Raw genomic sequence first — 15794 nt, forward strand, 5'->3', positions numbered from 1 at the left:
CGGTCAATGAAGACCAGCTGAACGCGGCACAAGCCTATGATTTGGCAAGCAATTTCTCCGCAATGGCACGGATATCATCACCGATTTCGGGATGGGCCAGCGCCAGCGCCAGATTGGCCTCGACATAGCCCGCCTTGGAACCGCAGTCATAGCGGGCACCATCAAAGGTCATACCGTGAAACGGCTGTTTGCCGATCATTTGCGCCATCGCATCGGTCAGCTGTATCTCTCCGCCCGCACCGGCTTCCTGCGTCTCAAGAATGCGCATCACTTCGGGTTGCAGGATGTAACGGCCCGGTAGAATCAAGTTGGAGGGCGCGGTGCCAGCAGCCGGCTTTTCGACCAGTCCTTTGACCTCGGTAATCGGACCATCGCGGTAGCCTGGATCAATCACGCCATAGGAGGGCGTGTCTTCTATGGGGATTTCCAGCGCACAGATGACATTGCCGCCGAGCTTCTCATAGGCGTCGACCATCTGTTTCATACAACCGGGGCTGCCGACCATGAATTCATCGGGCAGGAAGATGGCGAAGGGCTCGTCACCGATAATATCCCGTGCGCACCAGATTGCATGACCCAGGCCAAGCGGTTCCTGTTGCCGGACAAAGACACTGTTGCCGGGCGTCAGGCGGGTGCCATCAAGGACCGAACGATCCTTGCCGCGATCACCCATATTTCGTTCCAGCTCAAAGGCGAGATCGAAATGGTCCTCGATCATGCCCTTGCCGCGGCCATTAACAAAGATCATCTGTTCGATGCCAGCTTCCAGCGCTTCATCCACCGCATATTGCAGCAGCGGGCGGTCAACGATCGGGAACAATTCTTTCGGCATGACCTTGGTCGCGGGCAGGAAACGGGTGCCCATGCCGGCGACGGGGAAGACGGCTTTTTTGATCGGTTTCATGGAAATGGCTTTAGTCCTTCAATTTATCCGCAAAACTGGTCCGCAGCTTCTGCAATTTTGGGGGGATGGTGGCGACACAATAAGGATTGCTGCGCCCTTCATCTGCCCAATATTGCTGGTGATAATCCTCTGCTACGTACCAGGTTGCCGGTCCTTCTATCGTGGTTACAACGGGTTCCGAACGCTCTGCGCCCGCCCGTTCTATGCCCGCGACAGCTGCAGCGCGCTGATCATCATCCAAGGGGAAGATAGCTGATCTATATTGCGTTCCGATGTCATTGCCCTGCCGGTTTAGCTGCGTCGGATCATGGGTCGCAAAGAAGATATCGAGCAAGTCGTCATAGCTCACCACATCGGGATCAAAGCCGATTTTAATCCCCTCGGCATGACCGGTCGTACCAGAACAGACCTGGCGATAGGTGGGGTTGGCATTTGTGCCGCCAATATAACCGCTTTCGACGCTGTGCACGCCTGCAATATCGTTGAATACAGCTTCGGTGCACCAGAAACAGCCACCGGCAAAAATTGCTTTCTGCATGATCATAAACTCCTTTTAGGCGGGCGCTATTTGGTCGGGTGAAGGGGTATCACCATTTTTCTTTTCCTCATCGCGCCGCGCGATAAGTAAGTACATAGCTGGGGTCACAACGCGGGAAAGCAAGGTCGAGCTTATCAAACCACCGATAATGATGATTGCCACCGGTGCGTAAAGATTGCCGCCCAACAGAGCCAGAGGCAGTAGCCCGCCGATCGCGGTAACGGATGTCAGCAATACCGGCAGGAAGCGAACCTCACCGGCTTTTTCAATCGCTTCGCGCAAACCCATGCCTCTTTCGCGTAGTTGGGAAGTGAAATCGACCAGCAGGATAGAATTTTTAATCTCGATGCCAATTAATGCAATGAAGCCGATTACACCCATAAAGCTAAGCGCATCACCAGTCAGATATTGAGCAATTAAACCGCCAAATGTTCCCAAGGGAATGACGCCAGCGACGACGATTGTCTCTCTAAAGCGACCAAATTCAGCGACCAGAATCGCCATTATCAAAAGAATGGCTGTGAAAACAATCGGTCCCAGATCACCAAATGTGTCGCCAATGGATTCGCTTTCACCGCCTATCGAGAAAGAGTAACCCTCGGGAAAATCGATTTTTTGGATTTCCTGCACCGCGTCATTTGTCACAATGGATGCGACCTCATTATATTCAAGCTGTGCCGTAACTGTAACGGATCGTTCGAGCTGGCGACGCTGAATTTGCGGTGGCACGTTGGTCAGCTTTGGATTGGTGACTTGTGACAAAGCAACCGGATCACCACTGCGCGTGGCCAGATAAATATCATCCAAAACAGAAACCGGCTGTGTTTCATTCAGCGGCAAGCGCACTGTTACTGGATAGTTATCGCCCTCTTCATCTCGGAAAGTCGCCGCGCGTTCGCCGCTTATCGCCAGTTGAATGGCCCGGCGTGCCTCGCCCGGCGGAATATTTAGCAATGCCGCCTTTCTCTCATCCAGACCGATATCAAGGTCGATTTTGTCTGTCCCGATCGGGTTGTCAACGTCTCTGGCGCCGCGTGTGTCGCGCAAGATATCCTCAACCTGACCGGCCAGATCTTTCAGCACATCGAGTTGCGGCCCCGATATTTCGATGGCCACAGGTGCTTCAATAGGCGGGCCGTTTTGAAAGGGTTCCAATTTTATGCTCGCGCCCGCAATAGCATCAAATTTCGCCCGCAATCGCTCGATCATTTCTGGCCCGTCATCTGCGTCCCATTCGTCCATCACCGCCAGCACCTCACCATAGTTTGTGCGCTCCGCACTCACAAAAACATTGTAGAAGACCTGCGGATTGCCGGCGCCGATATTCTCGGCCCGGACCTTGATTGATGGTTCAGCCTCCATGATCTTCGCAACCTGGCTGACAATCTGATCGGTTTGATTGAGGCTGCTGCCCTGCTCGGTTTCAACCGATACGCGGAAATAAGGAGAATCAGAATTTGGGAAGAGAGAGAAACCCATGAGCGGCACCAGCGCAAAGGCCGAAATGCACAGCATCATGGCGAGAAAAACAGTCCGCCGCGGCGCACCCAATGCGATATGCAAGAGCGGGCTGTAGAAGGTTTGGATCCTGTCGTTCAACCAACGCAGCAAGGCATTGCCCTCCGGATTCTCGTCGCGGCGCAACATGCGGCTGGCAAGAAACGGGATTAAAGACAGCGAAATGACCAAAGATGCCGCCACGGTCATCATGATCGCGAGGTAAAAGGAACGGGTATAGGAACCTGCCCCGCCTGGCAGGAAAAGCAGCGGCGCAAAAGCGAAAATAAGCACGAAAGTCGATCCGATTACAGCGGCGCGAATCTCCAAAGTGGCTTCGATGGCCGCCTGCGTTCGTGTTTTCCCCATGCGCAAGTGGCGCGCGATATTTTCGGTAACAACGATAGAGTCATCAACCAACAGGCCCAGCGAGACAATGAAACCAGCGATGGAAAGCTGACTAAGATTATAGCCCATTGCATAGAGAACCAGCAGCCCCGATGCCAAAGACAAAGGGATTGAGATCATCACCATCGCCGATGCGCGCCGGCCAAGCGGTAACAAGGTGAAGATCACCAGTCCGACGGCGATTGCAAAATCCCGGGTCAGTTCATCCAAGCGGCGTGTAACGTCGCGGCTTTGGTCAAATTGTAATGCCAGCGTAATATCTGGCGGCAAAGTGTCTCGCTGATTGACCAGTTCTGATTCCAGTTCTTTCCGCAGCCGGGTCACATCAACGCCATCTTTTTGGGTTGCGGTTACAATAATGGCGCGTTTGCCGTTGTGACGTGTACGATAAATTTGCTCAGCCGCACCCCATTTGACACTCGCCACATCTTGAACGGTTAGCAACGCGCCACCTGCAGCGCGCAGCGGCAGGTTGCGTATGGTTTCCAGATTGCGGAAAGCACCGCCCGCTTTGACATTCAGCCGCCGATTGCCACTTTGCACAGCGCCGCCGGGAAGCTCTATCCCGCCTTGTTTCAAAGCATCGGCAACCGCGCTGGCCGGGACCTGCAGTTCTGACAAACGGGCCGGATCAATCTCGACACTGACCTCCGGTTGCGGCAGACCGAATATGCGTGCTTCGCGCACACCGTCATAGCGGGTCAGATTATCAACCAAATCGTCGGCATATTTATCCAGCCGCCGCCATGACGCAGTTTCACTGACCAATGCGAGTTGCAAAACTGCGGCTTCCGTGGTGCGAACCTTGCGGAATTCCAGACGCTGGAGATTTGGGGGCAATGTCTCGCGAATGGCATTCACTTCGCGGACGACATCGTCGAAATAGCCCTCTACATCGCCAGACCAATCGGTAAATTCGACTGAGATGGTGCTGCCACCATCAGTGCTGTTGGACCGAACTTCTTTGATATCGTCCAGACTTTGCACAGCCTCTTCAATCGGCTTCGCGATGGTTTCTTCCATATCCTGAGCATCGGCACCGGGCAGAATGGCGATGATGCTGACAACGGGAATGGGGAAATGGGGATCAACGGCCCGGGTAATGTTGGACAACGCGCTGATGCCCAAGACCACGAGCAGCGCAAACAAGATAAGGGATAATTGCCACCGTTCTATGACGAATTTCGCAAGCATCTAAGGAAATCTTACCAAAGAAATTGAGGCCCAAATCATTTTGCTGTTTTGATCGGCTTAATAATATTGCCATCGCGCAGTTTTTCGACGCCGCGTGCAACCACAACATCGCCCTCTGCAAGTCCTGATGATATTTCCAGACTGTTATCGGTCAATTTGCCGATGACCACATTTCGCGCTTTGACCCGTTTTTCTTCGTCGACGACGTAGACAAGGCCTTCACCGGATCGCACACCAAATATAGCTGTTGCTGGAACGGCGACAGATCCGTCACTGTTGCGCGACACTTCGATTTCAACTGATCCCAATTGACCGGAACGCAGCCGGTCATTGGCTGGCAGCAGGAAGCTGATCTCGAAACTTCCAGTTTGTTCGTCCGCTCGGCCGTCTTTTTCGCTCACCACGGCTTCAATTGGCGCGTTAGAAACCGCCGCTATCGTCACATTGGCGCGCATGCCTACCCGGACGCGAGAGGCGTCAGCATCGGTCAGCGGGACTTTCAAAACAAAGCCTTTATCTGTTTCGCCAAGCACCAGAACGGTTGTGCCGGCGTTTACGATTTGGCCGGCATCGATATTTCTGCTGAGAATGATGCCATTGCTCGGTGCATGAATATGAGATGTTCTGCTTGCAAAACCGCTGGCGTTGACCTGCGCCTTGGCAGCACGCATGGCCGCTTCGGCTTGCTCCAAACGTGCTTTGGTGACCCAGCCATCGGCAAAGAGAGATTTGATCCTATCAAAATCCGCCTCTGTCCGATCGAGTTCCGCCTGAGCGGATTCCAAACTAGCAGACACAGTGCTGTTATCCAGCGCTGCCAGAGTGGCACCGCGCTTCACCCGGTCGCCTTCTTCATAGCGCACCGATGCGACTTGACCGGACGTCGTGAATCCCAATTCCGTTTCCCGGCGTAAGCGTACCGTGCCAGCTGCGGTTATGGTTTCATTCTCGCTAGCGGGCTGGACAATGATTGTCGCTGCGGGAACAGGATCGCGATCTTTTGGTTTCTCTTCGGCTTCTGTGCCGCTGCACCCAAATAGCAAGATCGTTGCCACTAACGCCAGAGAATGAAGACTTGAATTTTTTTGACTACGCCCCGCCATATATACCTATCTTGTCCCCTCCCGACAGCCCTTCATAAGTCGCGAAATCGCTGTGACCAACAGAAAATTGCGTTTTTCAACGAAAAGGGCCGGTTGATGAAGCCGGCCCTTTGGTTTTTTTGCGAACTATATTGGTGAGAAGACTAGTCTTTTGCCCCTGCGCTATTCGGGCTCTCTCCGCCAATAATTTTGTAAACGCTGCCAGCGATCACGGCCCCAACAATCGGCGCAACCCAGAAAATCCAGAGCTGCGAAAGGGCAATACCGCCTTCCATCAATGCAGGGCCGGTACTGCGCGCCGGATTGACCGAAGTGTTGGTTACCGGGATGCTGATCAAGTGGATGAGCGTTAACCCGAGGCCAATTGCTAAAGGCGCAAAGCCCGCAGGAGCACGGCCGTCCGTCGCACCCAATATGATCATCAGGAAAAAGAAGGTCAGCAATATCTCAATCGCGATTCCGGCACCCATAGCATATCCGCCAGGCGATTTTTCTCCGACACCATTGGCAGCCAGACCATTGACCGCAAGATCATAATCGGCATTGCCGGATGCGATCACATAAAGCGCCGCTGCCGCAGCTACAGCCCCCACAACCTGCGCGATGATGTAGACCGGAATTTCATTTGCCGGAAAGCGCCCACCAGCCCAGAGGCCGATAGTCACAGCGGGATTGAGGTGACAACCGCTGATGTGCCCAATAGCGTATGCCATGGTGACCACGGTCAGGCCAAAGGCCAGCGATACGCCTAAAAGGCCGATCCCGACATCGGGAAAGGCGGCAGCGATGACAGCGCTGCCGCAACCGCCAAATACAAGCCAAAATGTACCGAGAAATTCTGCTAATGATTTTTGTATAGCCGTCATATTCTTGACTCCCCCAAGAAATATTCGCAGCCTCTATTGAACTGCACGGCAATAGTTTACCGTAGTTCAGCCAAATCGCCTAATTTCGCGGCGTAAACCTATGTAAAAACGTCAGTCTTGATGCGCTGCGCGGCGTAAACGATCGTTCAAAGCAGCCCCTATGCCGGCATCGGGGATGGGCGCTACGGCAATTTGCGACCGATCGCTTGCATCCGCAACATGCAGGGTTGCAAAGAGGTTCGCGGCGGCTTCGGCCAGATCTCCGGAGGGAGATAGGCTGCTATCGCCTGCGACCAGCCCAAAGCCGATCAGATATGTGTCAGGCTGCGCTTGGCTTATGTTCAGATGGACCGGCTTGGATGGTGCATAATGGCTCGCTAATTGTCCGGGCGCTTCTACCGCTGTGCTGCGCTGACTGACTGCCTCCTGGCTGGTGGTGTTTTGCAAATTTTCTGCCGTTATTGGGCCAGGGCGGAGGATTTGATAATCATTGCCTCTTATTGCAACAATGGTTGATTCAATACCGCTCTGGCAACGGCCGCCGTCCAATATCAACGGCGCAGCATTGCCCAGACTGCGCGCGACATGGTCAGCCATTGTCGGGCTAATGCCACCGCTTCTATTGGCGGATGGCGCGGCCAGGAAAAGCCCAGAAATTTCAAGCAATTCTCGCATCATTGGGTGCGCGGGGCACCGTAGAGCAATAGTGTCGAGGCCCGCTGTCACGGCTTCCGCAACCGGACAATCCTTGGTTTTCGGGACGACCAGTGTGAGAGGTCCAGGCCAGAAATCCTTGGCCAGTTTCTCCGCCAGAACATTGAACATGCCGAGTTTCTTGGCCGCCGTTATGCTGGGCACATGAACGATTAACGGATTGAAGTCGGGGCGGCCCTTGGTTCGATATATGTCTGCTATGGCACCGGCATTGGTCGAATCGGCGGCCAGACCATAGACTGTTTCAGTGGGAACAGCGACCAGTCCACCCACCTTCAATCGCTCGGCAGCGGCCGTTATCGCTTGCGTGCCGTAACGTCGCGCATTGTCATCAATATGATCATTTGAGCCGGACATGATAGGGCGCTATAGCCCAGCGAGAATTCAAGCAATAGCGGATACCAATGAGATGAGCTTTACAGCGCCCAGCAGAGAACAGAATTTCGTCCTGAAACATATCGCCAATGTCGGCGCGCTTGCCGAACATGACCGCTTTGCAGGTGCCAGCGAAGATATGGTGGAAGCGATTGTCGAAGGCATTGGTCAGTTTGCTGCTGGAGAATTTGCGCCGATTAACCGCACCGGCGATACGGTCGGAGCCAAATGGAACAATGGTGCAGTGACAATGCCGGAAGGTTTTCAGGAGGCTTATCATCAGTTTGTTGAAGGCGGCTGGGCTTCTATTGATGGCCCAGAGGATTTTGGCGGCCAAGGACTACCTTATTCCCTGTCAGCGCTCATTCTTGAGACCTGCGGCGCGGCCAATTTCGCCTTTACGCTTTGCCCGATGCTGAGCTTTGGCGCGGTCGAAGCCATCCACGCGCATGGTAGCGATGAGCAGAAGGCCACCTATTTGTCCAAGATGATCTCCGGCGAATGGACCGGGACAATGAACCTGACCGAACCGCAGGCGGGCTCTGATGTAGGCGCGTTGCGATCCACCGCAGAACCGATCACCGAAGGCGAACATGCCGGGAAGTACAAGATCAAGGGCCAGAAGATTTACATCACTTTTGGCGAGCATGATCTGACCGATAATATCATTCATCTTGTACTGGCCCGGACGCCCGGTGCGCCCGAAGGCACGCGGGGCATATCGCTGTTTATCGTACCCAAATATCATCTGGATGCTGAAGGCAATAGCGCGGCGCCTAATGATGTGACCTGTGTTTCTATTGAACATAAGCTGGGCATCCATGCATCGCCAACCTGCGTAATGGCCTATGGCGAAAAGGACGAATGTATTGGTGAGATGATCGGCGGCGAATTTGGCGGAATGAAAGCCATGTTCACGATGATGAACAATGCGCGGATCAATGTCGGTTCGCAAGGGGTGCAAATTGCCGAACGGGCGACCCAGCAAGCGATACAATATGCCACTGATCGGGTGCAATCGGCTCGGGCCGGCAGCGGTATTAAGGACCCGGTTGCGATTATCGAGCATCCCGACGTACGCCGGATGATCCTGCGCAGCAAAGCGCTGACGCAGGCGGCACGTGCCTTGCTCTACTATGCAACATCCCATGTGGATGGCGGGACGCTGGGAATCGAAGGCGCGAAATCTCGTGCCGAAATCCTGACCCCGCTAATCAAGGGCTATGGCACCGATATTGGCAATGAAGTTGCCTCGATCGGGGTGCAGGTACATGGCGGCATGGGCTTTGTCGAAGAAACCGGAGCGGCCCAGCATTTCCGTGATGCCCGAATCGCGCCGATCTATGAAGGCACCAACGGTATTCAGGCGGCAGACCTTGTCGGTCGGAAACTGGGTCTGGATGGCGGCGATGCGATGATGGCGCTGATCGCGGATATCAAGTCAGAAGCGAAGGACGAAGACGCCCTGATGACCTTGGCGTTGATGGTTGAAGATATTGCCAAATGGATGGCCGGCGGCGATGCTTCGATTGATGACCGGCTCGCTGGCAGCTATCCGTTCATGACCATGCTGGCGACAGCGACATGCGGCATGTTGATGAAAAAGCAGCAACGCATTGCTGAGGCTGAACTGGGTGAGGGGAATGATCCGTTCCTGAAAGCGAAGCTGGTGACGACCCGCTATTATCTTGATCATCTGGTTCCCGAAGCCATCGGATTGAAGGCGGCAGCTATGGGCGGGGCGGACATATTATATCGCCTGGGCAGCGAAGAACTGGTTGCCTGATATGGTGGATGAGGAGAGCCGTTTGGAAATCAAGGCGGCGCTCCATCGGATTGCTGATGCTTTGGAGCGCTTGTCTCCGATCACGCCTCCGTCGGTCGATATCAGCGCCGGGTCGGCCTTTCATTGGACCGGTAAAACGATCGAGGCCATCGAACGCTTTGCTCCCATTGCGCTGGATCTGCTGACGGGAATTGATGATCAGAAAGACCGGTTGCTGGAAAATAGCAAGCGCCTGGCAAATGGTTTTGCAGCGCATGATGTTTTACTCTGGGGTGCTCGCGGCATGGGCAAGTCGGCGCTTGCCAAATCCGTTGTGCGAGAATTGAATATAGCCGGCAATGATATCGCGATGGTTGAAGCCAATGCCGACAGGCTTGAAAGCCTGCCGGGCCTTTTCTCTATCCTGGGCGGAATGGATCGATCATTCATATTGTTCATTGATGATATCGGATTTGAGGAAGGCAGCGCCGCACCGCGATTGTTGCGGTCGATGCTCGAAGGCGGCGCAGCAGCACGGCCTGACAATGTGCGGCTCTATGTCACATCCAACCGGCGCCATATCGTTCCGCGGCAGATGGCGGAGCAGGATGATCCGATAAATCCGCGCGATGTGGTTGATGACAAGCTGGCGCTATCGGATCGCTTTGGCTTGCGCCTCGGTTTCCACGTGGCATCACAGGAAGATTACCTCGCGATGGTCGGCCGATATGCCGACGTATATGATCTGGGCTTTGACGAAGAAGATGCCCTATATTGGGCGCGTCAACGCGGCAGCCGGTCGGGCCGGGTTGCGTGGCAATATATTGTCGAACTGGCCGGGCGCGCGGGCAAGTCGATCAACTAGTTTGCTCGCTTTCGCTTTCAGCTTCCGCTTCGGATTTTTTGGCGCCTGGCTTTGAAACCCGCCAGATAATGCCGCCCACATCATCGCTCACCAGCAAGGCTCCGGTCTGATCAAACTCGACCATGGTGGGGCGACCGCGCGCTTTCTCGTCTTCATCGACAAAGCCGCTCAGCACCATCTGCGGCTTGCCCTGTGGTTTTCCTTTTTCATCAAAGTCAACATAGACAACATCATAGCCAGACAGCGGCTTGCGGTTCCACGAACCATGTCTTGCTACAATAGCGCCGCTGTCGAAGGGCGCGCCCAACGCTTCGCCATTGGAAAAGGCCAGTCCAAGCGGCGCAACATGCGCGCCCAGACCATAATCAGGTCGCCGCTCATATTGGCGATGATCGAGATTTTTTGGCTCTACGCGTGGATCAACATGCCCGCGCCAGAAATGCCATGGCCAGCCATAATGGGAAGCAAACAGCACCTCGGTCAGATAATCCGGCACCATATCGCTGCCAAGCATGTCACGCTCGTTCACAACGGTCCAGAGTTTGCCGGAAACCGGTTCATAGGCCAGTCCAACCGGGTTGCGCAGACCGTCTGAATAAACAATCTTCTCGTTCGTCGCCAATTCGACACGCAGAACGGCGGCGCGTTCCTTTTCGGTGTCCATTCCATTTTCACCGATATTGCTGTTCGAACCAACGGCGACAAACAGATATTTGCCATCCGGGCTTGCGATCAGATTGCGGGTCCAATGATTATTGGGCGCTTTGGCGTTGAGATTGGCAACCTTGCGGCCCTCAGTCGTGATTTTGGTATCACCAACCGTGTAGGGATAGGCCACTACATTATCTGTATTCGCCACATAAAGCGTGTCTTCGACCAAGGCCATTCCGAAGGGCGAATTGAGGTTTTCGAGCAATGCAAATTTCTCATCGACTTTGCCATCAGCATCGCTATCGCGCAGCAAACTGATCCGGTTGGCTGATGGCGTACCAGCACCCGCCTTGCTCATCAGATTGCGCATGATCCAGCCTTCAATACCCTTATTTTGGCGTGGCGGGCTGTTGGTTTCGGCAACCAATATGTCACCATTGGGCAGACGCAACATGGAGCGCGGATGATCCAATCCCTCGGCAAAGCGTTCCACCGTCAGGCCTTCTGCCGCCACCGGGCCTTCGCCAGGATTCCAGGGATCGGCTTCAGCAATATTGATGGTCGGGAAATTTTCTTTACGCACATTCGTGATCTCGGGCTTGACTCCGGTGGTTGCTTCCAGCGGCAGGCGCGCCGTGTCACCGCGCGTGATATAATAGCCCGCGCCTATGGCGATGACGATGAGCAGAATCGTGATGTTGCGAATATGTTTTAACATAGCGGGATAATAGGAAGCACGGCGTCTGATGACAAGCGCGCTATTGTGAGGGCTAACCCAACAAGATCAGCGATCAAAATACCAGATGGCGATGGCAATCAGTGCGCCAACAAACAATCCGGCTAGAAACCCGATTGACGGCTGACCGAGCAGGCCGCCGCCAACGGCACCAATGATGCAGCCAGCTGCGAGGAAAAAACCGCCCGCATTCTTGTTTGTGCTGCCTTTTGGATTCTGGTCGTCGGTCATTGGAGTCCCCGTTCCGCTATCTTCGCTGCTCCATGCCATGCTCTGCAGTGATTGACCAGAATAGTCTGCTTACCAAAAAATAAGCTTTTGTTCACCATCCGCTTTGACGGAATTTCCATTCCTGTTCCCTAGAGATGATCGCTGTTGACCAGGGCGATATTAGCCCTTCATTCTAGCGCAGGAGCCTGTTTTGCAACTACCCGTATTTATAGACTCCACCAATTTTTCCGATGCCGAACAGCTGATCACCAATTTCGGTGAGGAAGCTGGCCTGGAAGCGGCTAACCGTGCGGACAAAAGCCGCGCTGTTGGTAATCATCTGCACTATTGCAAATGGCGTCAGGTTGAGCGGCTTTGTGTGTTGCTATCGATCGATCAATCAATCGGCACAGTCCACTAACATCCTGACTTAGCGCCTGATTTAGTGGCAGGCAGATAATAATCTACCCTTTAGGATCACAGATAATCTGGGCTGATCCACCAGATCTGACGCTGCAATTGGGGCGCCCGTCAATCTGTATCTGGCCGGTTCCGCTGTTGAAAATATTGGCTTCCTTCTCGACGAAGACATGGCTGCTGGCTGGTCCGCGATGGGTCAGATTCAATGTTTCCAGGGTCAATTGAGAGCCTTCAAATATGCTGGAACCCAGCAGGCTGATCTGGCCTTTTGTCGCTTTGCCGGCGATAATGATTTGACCACCGCCGCTCATCCCAACGTCCAGCACATCGCTTTCGACTTCGTTAATCGTCAGCACACCAAAGCCGCTCAGGCGTATTTTTGAACTGCTGCCGCCAAGCTTATCTAAAGACACGGTTCCTGATCCGGAATGGGAAATTGTCTTTATGACATAGCTGCTAAGCGTCACATTAACGGGCGCATCAGCGGAAAAACTGCCATTATTTCCCGGCTTGCGTTTTACCGACACAATTAATTGGCTGCCACTTTTGCGCAGGGAAACGCGGTCCAATATTTCCCGGTTTGCAGCCTCGGCACTGGCGGACGTGCCGCGGCCCGTTGTGATGGTCACATTGACGTTGCCGACAATACGGACATCTTCAAAACTGGAGATCGAATAATTGCGTTCCGCCGCCTGTGCCGGGGTCATGATGGCCGCAAGGCTCAGCAATAATAGGGCATAAAGGTTTTTCATAACGGCCGTGCTTCTCCAAATTCCATCCAACCCAGCCATCTGGGTGTTTTGGGGGCATAATGCCCGCCTTCCTGATGCAGTGCATAGCCTTCTGCTTCGAATAATTTCGAAACCGGGCGATGCAAATGACAGCCACCAGCGATATGTTTCCATATCGGTTCAATCCGTTGCTGCCATTTTTCGGGCCCTTTGTCGGGCGCCCGACCATGTTCGAGGAACAGGATCTTGCCGCCCGGTTTCAGCACCCGCCGCATTTCTTTCAGAACTTGTTTACCATCTTGTACTGAACAAAGCGTAAAGGTGGTGAGCACCGTATCGAAGCTATCGTCGGCAAATGGCATCGATTCCCCAATGCCGTCCAAAATGTCCATTTCAAAACCGCGGTCTGCGGCTTCCTTGCGCGTATAATCGAGCAGCTCGGCAGAGGGATCGAGGCCTGTCAGCTTGTTGACTTTGGCACGATCATAAAATTGCAAATTTATGCCCCCGCCGCAGCCGAGCTCCAGTATGTCCCCCTGCGCCTTGGGTACGATTTCGCTGCGATCCTTCATCACGGCAGGTTGTGAACAGGCAAATTTTATCAGCCGCGGTACGGCATATTTTTCCCAGAAGTTAGGCATAAGCGTGTCTCCCTTCGCAAGATGCGGATGGAACCGGGATATGACCTGTTACAGGAAGTCCGAACGCAGGCCCAAAGTTCACACAAATCACAGGGTATTTTCTGCGAAGGAGGCAGCGTCCAAAGTTCACAATATTCACACACCATTTTTCCAAGCACCGCGCGATCCAAAGTTCACACAAATCACACCCGCTGTTGCTGTCAGAAACAGGCATGCGTAACGCCGGTTTGAAGACCGTGCCATCGCTCGTCTCGTCATCTCTGATCCGATGATATTGTGCTGTCATGATCGCCCTCCCCAAAGCCCTTGAAGCAAAGGCTAGCAGAAGGCTATTCCAGTAGGAAAGGGAAATCAGCCTAGGCGATTACCCGCAGGTTATATCACCTGACCCGCGTGACTTTGTTTTACAGACGGCGTCGCCATGGATGCGGATGTCGCCTGATCCTACGACCGTCGCTTCGACCGCGCCATCAGAAGACAAGGAAACGTCACCGCTGCCAGCAACCTTGATCGTCGCGTTTTCTGCTTTCAGCTTCTTGCCGCTAATATCTCCGGATCCTGCGACAGATATAGTGACCTCATCGGCGGTACCAGCAATGGAAACATCACCGGAGCCCGCAACTTTGGTGGTGAGCGACGCGGTTTCTAAAGCGGCGACATCGACATTGCCTGATCCGGCAACGCTGATTTTCGCGTTTTCACCGTTCATATTATCAACTTGCATGTCACCTGATCCGGCCAGTTTGGCGCTTTTCAGAGATGGTGCGCTGACATAGACGGTCGCGCCATTATAATCGCCGCTCCACATGCCGCCATTTTTCTCGCGACCGATTTTCAGCTGTCCATCGGTAATCTTGTAACGCAGCTGTTCCAACGTGTCGGATTTGCCCTCCGCCCGGATTGAAAAGTCAGATCCGGTGGTAAAGACAACATTATCTGGTCCGGCCAAGGTCACACCGTCAAATTCGCCAGGATTGGTCGCTGTCGTGCCAATTTGCGTGCCGTCGGAGAAGCTGCTTTTTCCGGCACTACCGACAGCACTGGCGATCGATCCTTCACAAGCGGACAAAGCAAGTAATGGGATGACAAATAACAATTTCTTCATGGGGCCCTCCAATGTGTATTGTAGAAGTAATACAGCAAGGTGGGCTTGATGGCAAGAGGTTAGGTTAAGGAAAAACCCCTGCTTTTCATGTTGTTATCGCGACAGACCTATTTTGGTGGCTGGCGCACCGCCAATATATCGCAAGGCAGGTAGGTGATGAGCGCGCGGGCCATGCTGCCCATCATATTGGCGCGGAAACCGCTCGTTCCATGTGTGCCAATAACCGCCAGATCGGTATGACGGTCTTTCAAAGCCTTGTGAACAACGCTGCATGTATCGCCATATTCCACACTGTAGGAGAGATCCTTGCGCGTTTCGGGGGCGATTTTCAGCTCCTCAAGAAATTTCGCCATTTGCAGATGCTGTTCCGTCCGAAATTCTTCCGTCGCGGTTTCGCTGTGCAGAAAGCCTTCAAAGGGGACATGAAAGGCGTTGATGACATGCGTCTGTAACTGCGGAAACAATGCGGAGCCTTGTTCAATTGCATAAGCTGACGGACCGGAAAAATCACTGGCCGCGACGATCCGCTCATAATCAGTAGTCGCGCGGTTTTTCGCAATGAGTATCGGCAGCGGACTGTGGTGGATGATCCGCTCCAGCTGCGTGCCCATGACCAGGTCGCCGAGCCTGCCAATGCGTGCAACACCGGCGACAATCAGCGCCGCCTTGCTGGCTTCAGCGTGCTCGATAATTTGGCTGACGACATCGCCGCGCTCAATGATCACATCCGCTGTTATGCCATAGCTGTCGAGATCCAGTTCTATTTCCGCAGCTGCGGCATCCACCGCGGCGCTATCGTGGCGTCCCTTTTCCAGCACATGGAAAACAACTAGCTTTGCATTTCGGGCTTTTGCCAGTTTTACTGCGCGATCCAACGGGCGGTCACCGCGTGCGGTCAGGTCTGTGGTCAGAAAGATTGTCTGTTCAGATTGTGTAGACATGGGGGTAAGTCTTTCAAAAGATTATATTATGTAACTGTCTGTAAAGTGCAGTATCATGCACATGGATGGATTGTTAAATCGATTGATGGCGTAGCTTTCGATAGCCCAGGTCTATGTTGGAATGTTGCTC

At 53.8% G+C, this 15794-nt stretch carries 16 protein-coding genes; 3 read left to right on the top strand and 13 right to left on the bottom strand.

Annotated features, from left to right (window positions below; all coding sequences use genetic code 11):
• Window positions 1-34: 34 nt before the first annotated feature.
• The 6 genes from BS29_RS01620 to BS29_RS01645 all read right to left on the bottom strand — a co-directional run bounded on the left by BS29_RS01620 (window position 35) and on the right by BS29_RS01645 (window position 7581).
• Entirely contained in the window at window positions 35-910 is an 876-nt protein-coding gene (locus tag BS29_RS01620; RefSeq protein ID WP_229956914.1) for a UTP--glucose-1-phosphate uridylyltransferase, read from the bottom strand.
• A gap of 4 nt (window positions 911-914) precedes the next feature.
• Window positions 915-1442 (bottom strand): peptide-methionine (S)-S-oxide reductase MsrA, encoded by a 528-nt coding sequence (msrA, locus tag BS29_RS01625; protein WP_229955374.1) that lies wholly within the window; start codon window positions 1440-1442, stop codon window positions 915-917.
• Window positions 1443-1457: 15 nt separating this feature from the next.
• Entirely contained in the window at window positions 1458-4541 is a 3084-nt protein-coding gene (locus BS29_RS01630; RefSeq protein WP_229955376.1) for an efflux RND transporter permease subunit, read from the bottom strand.
• A 35-nt stretch (window positions 4542-4576) separates the two neighbouring features.
• Window positions 4577-5596, bottom strand: a complete 1020-nt coding sequence (locus tag BS29_RS01635; RefSeq protein WP_229955378.1) for an efflux RND transporter periplasmic adaptor subunit — start codon at window positions 5594-5596, stop codon at window positions 4577-4579.
• 191 nt (window positions 5597-5787) lie between these two features.
• On the bottom strand, window positions 5788-6510 hold the full coding sequence (aqpZ, locus tag BS29_RS01640) for an aquaporin Z (protein ID WP_229955380.1): 723 nt from the start codon (window positions 6508-6510) through the stop codon (window positions 5788-5790).
• 111 nt (window positions 6511-6621) lie between these two features.
• A complete protein-coding gene (locus BS29_RS01645) occupies window positions 6622-7581 on the bottom strand; it encodes an L-threonylcarbamoyladenylate synthase (protein WP_229955382.1) in 960 nt (319 codons plus the stop codon).
• A 52-nt stretch (window positions 7582-7633) separates the two neighbouring features.
• On the opposite strand from BS29_RS01645, the gene BS29_RS01650 reads away from it, so the two are divergent.
• Window positions 7634-9385, top strand: a complete 1752-nt coding sequence (locus tag BS29_RS01650; protein WP_229955383.1) for an acyl-CoA dehydrogenase — start codon at window positions 7634-7636, stop codon at window positions 9383-9385.
• A gap of 1 nt (window position 9386) precedes the next feature.
• On the top strand, window positions 9387-10229 hold the full coding sequence (locus BS29_RS01655) for an ATP-binding protein (RefSeq protein ID WP_229956915.1): 843 nt from the start codon (window positions 9387-9389) through the stop codon (window positions 10227-10229).
• Here BS29_RS01655 and BS29_RS01660 read toward each other — a convergent pair.
• Together BS29_RS01660 and BS29_RS01665 are read right to left on the bottom strand one after the other, a co-directional pair.
• A complete protein-coding gene (locus tag BS29_RS01660; RefSeq protein WP_229955386.1) occupies window positions 10222-11598 on the bottom strand; it encodes a PQQ-dependent sugar dehydrogenase in 1377 nt (458 codons plus the stop codon). The two genes, BS29_RS01655 and BS29_RS01660, sit on opposite strands and share 8 nt — an antisense overlap.
• 66 nt (window positions 11599-11664) lie before the next feature.
• Window positions 11665-11847: a hypothetical protein gene (locus BS29_RS01665; protein WP_229955388.1), complete on the bottom strand. Its 183-nt coding sequence runs from the start codon at window positions 11845-11847 to the stop codon at window positions 11665-11667.
• A 190-nt stretch (window positions 11848-12037) separates the two neighbouring features.
• On the opposite strand from BS29_RS01665, the gene BS29_RS01670 reads away from it, so the two are divergent.
• Window positions 12038-12247: a hypothetical protein gene (locus BS29_RS01670; RefSeq protein ID WP_207986832.1), complete on the top strand. Its 210-nt coding sequence runs from the start codon at window positions 12038-12040 to the stop codon at window positions 12245-12247.
• Between the two features lie 43 nt (window positions 12248-12290).
• Here BS29_RS01670 and BS29_RS01675 read toward each other — a convergent pair whose 3' ends face one another.
• The 5 genes from BS29_RS01675 to BS29_RS01690 form a co-directional block, all read right to left on the bottom strand.
• A complete protein-coding gene (locus BS29_RS01675; RefSeq protein WP_229955390.1) occupies window positions 12291-12998 on the bottom strand; it encodes a GIN domain-containing protein in 708 nt (235 codons plus the stop codon).
• Window positions 12995-13618: a class I SAM-dependent methyltransferase gene (locus BS29_RS01680; protein ID WP_229955392.1), complete on the bottom strand. Its 624-nt coding sequence runs from the start codon at window positions 13616-13618 to the stop codon at window positions 12995-12997. The genes BS29_RS01675 and BS29_RS01680 overlap by 4 nt, the downstream gene beginning before the upstream one ends.
• Before the next feature lie 135 nt (window positions 13619-13753).
• A complete protein-coding gene (locus BS29_RS17450; protein ID WP_268255407.1) occupies window positions 13754-13876 on the bottom strand; it encodes a hypothetical protein in 123 nt (40 codons plus the stop codon).
• 106 nt (window positions 13877-13982) lie between these two features.
• Entirely contained in the window at window positions 13983-14723 is a 741-nt protein-coding gene (locus tag BS29_RS01685; protein WP_229955394.1) for a head GIN domain-containing protein, read from the bottom strand.
• Between the two features lie 107 nt (window positions 14724-14830).
• On the bottom strand, window positions 14831-15664 hold the full coding sequence (locus tag BS29_RS01690) for a universal stress protein (protein WP_229955396.1): 834 nt from the start codon (window positions 15662-15664) through the stop codon (window positions 14831-14833).
• Window positions 15665-15794: the final 130 nt, after the last annotated feature.

The sequence above is a fragment of the Parasphingorhabdus litoris DSM 22379 genome (assembly GCF_020906275.1).
Lineage (GTDB): Bacteria > Pseudomonadota > Alphaproteobacteria > Sphingomonadales > Sphingomonadaceae > Parasphingorhabdus > Parasphingorhabdus litoris.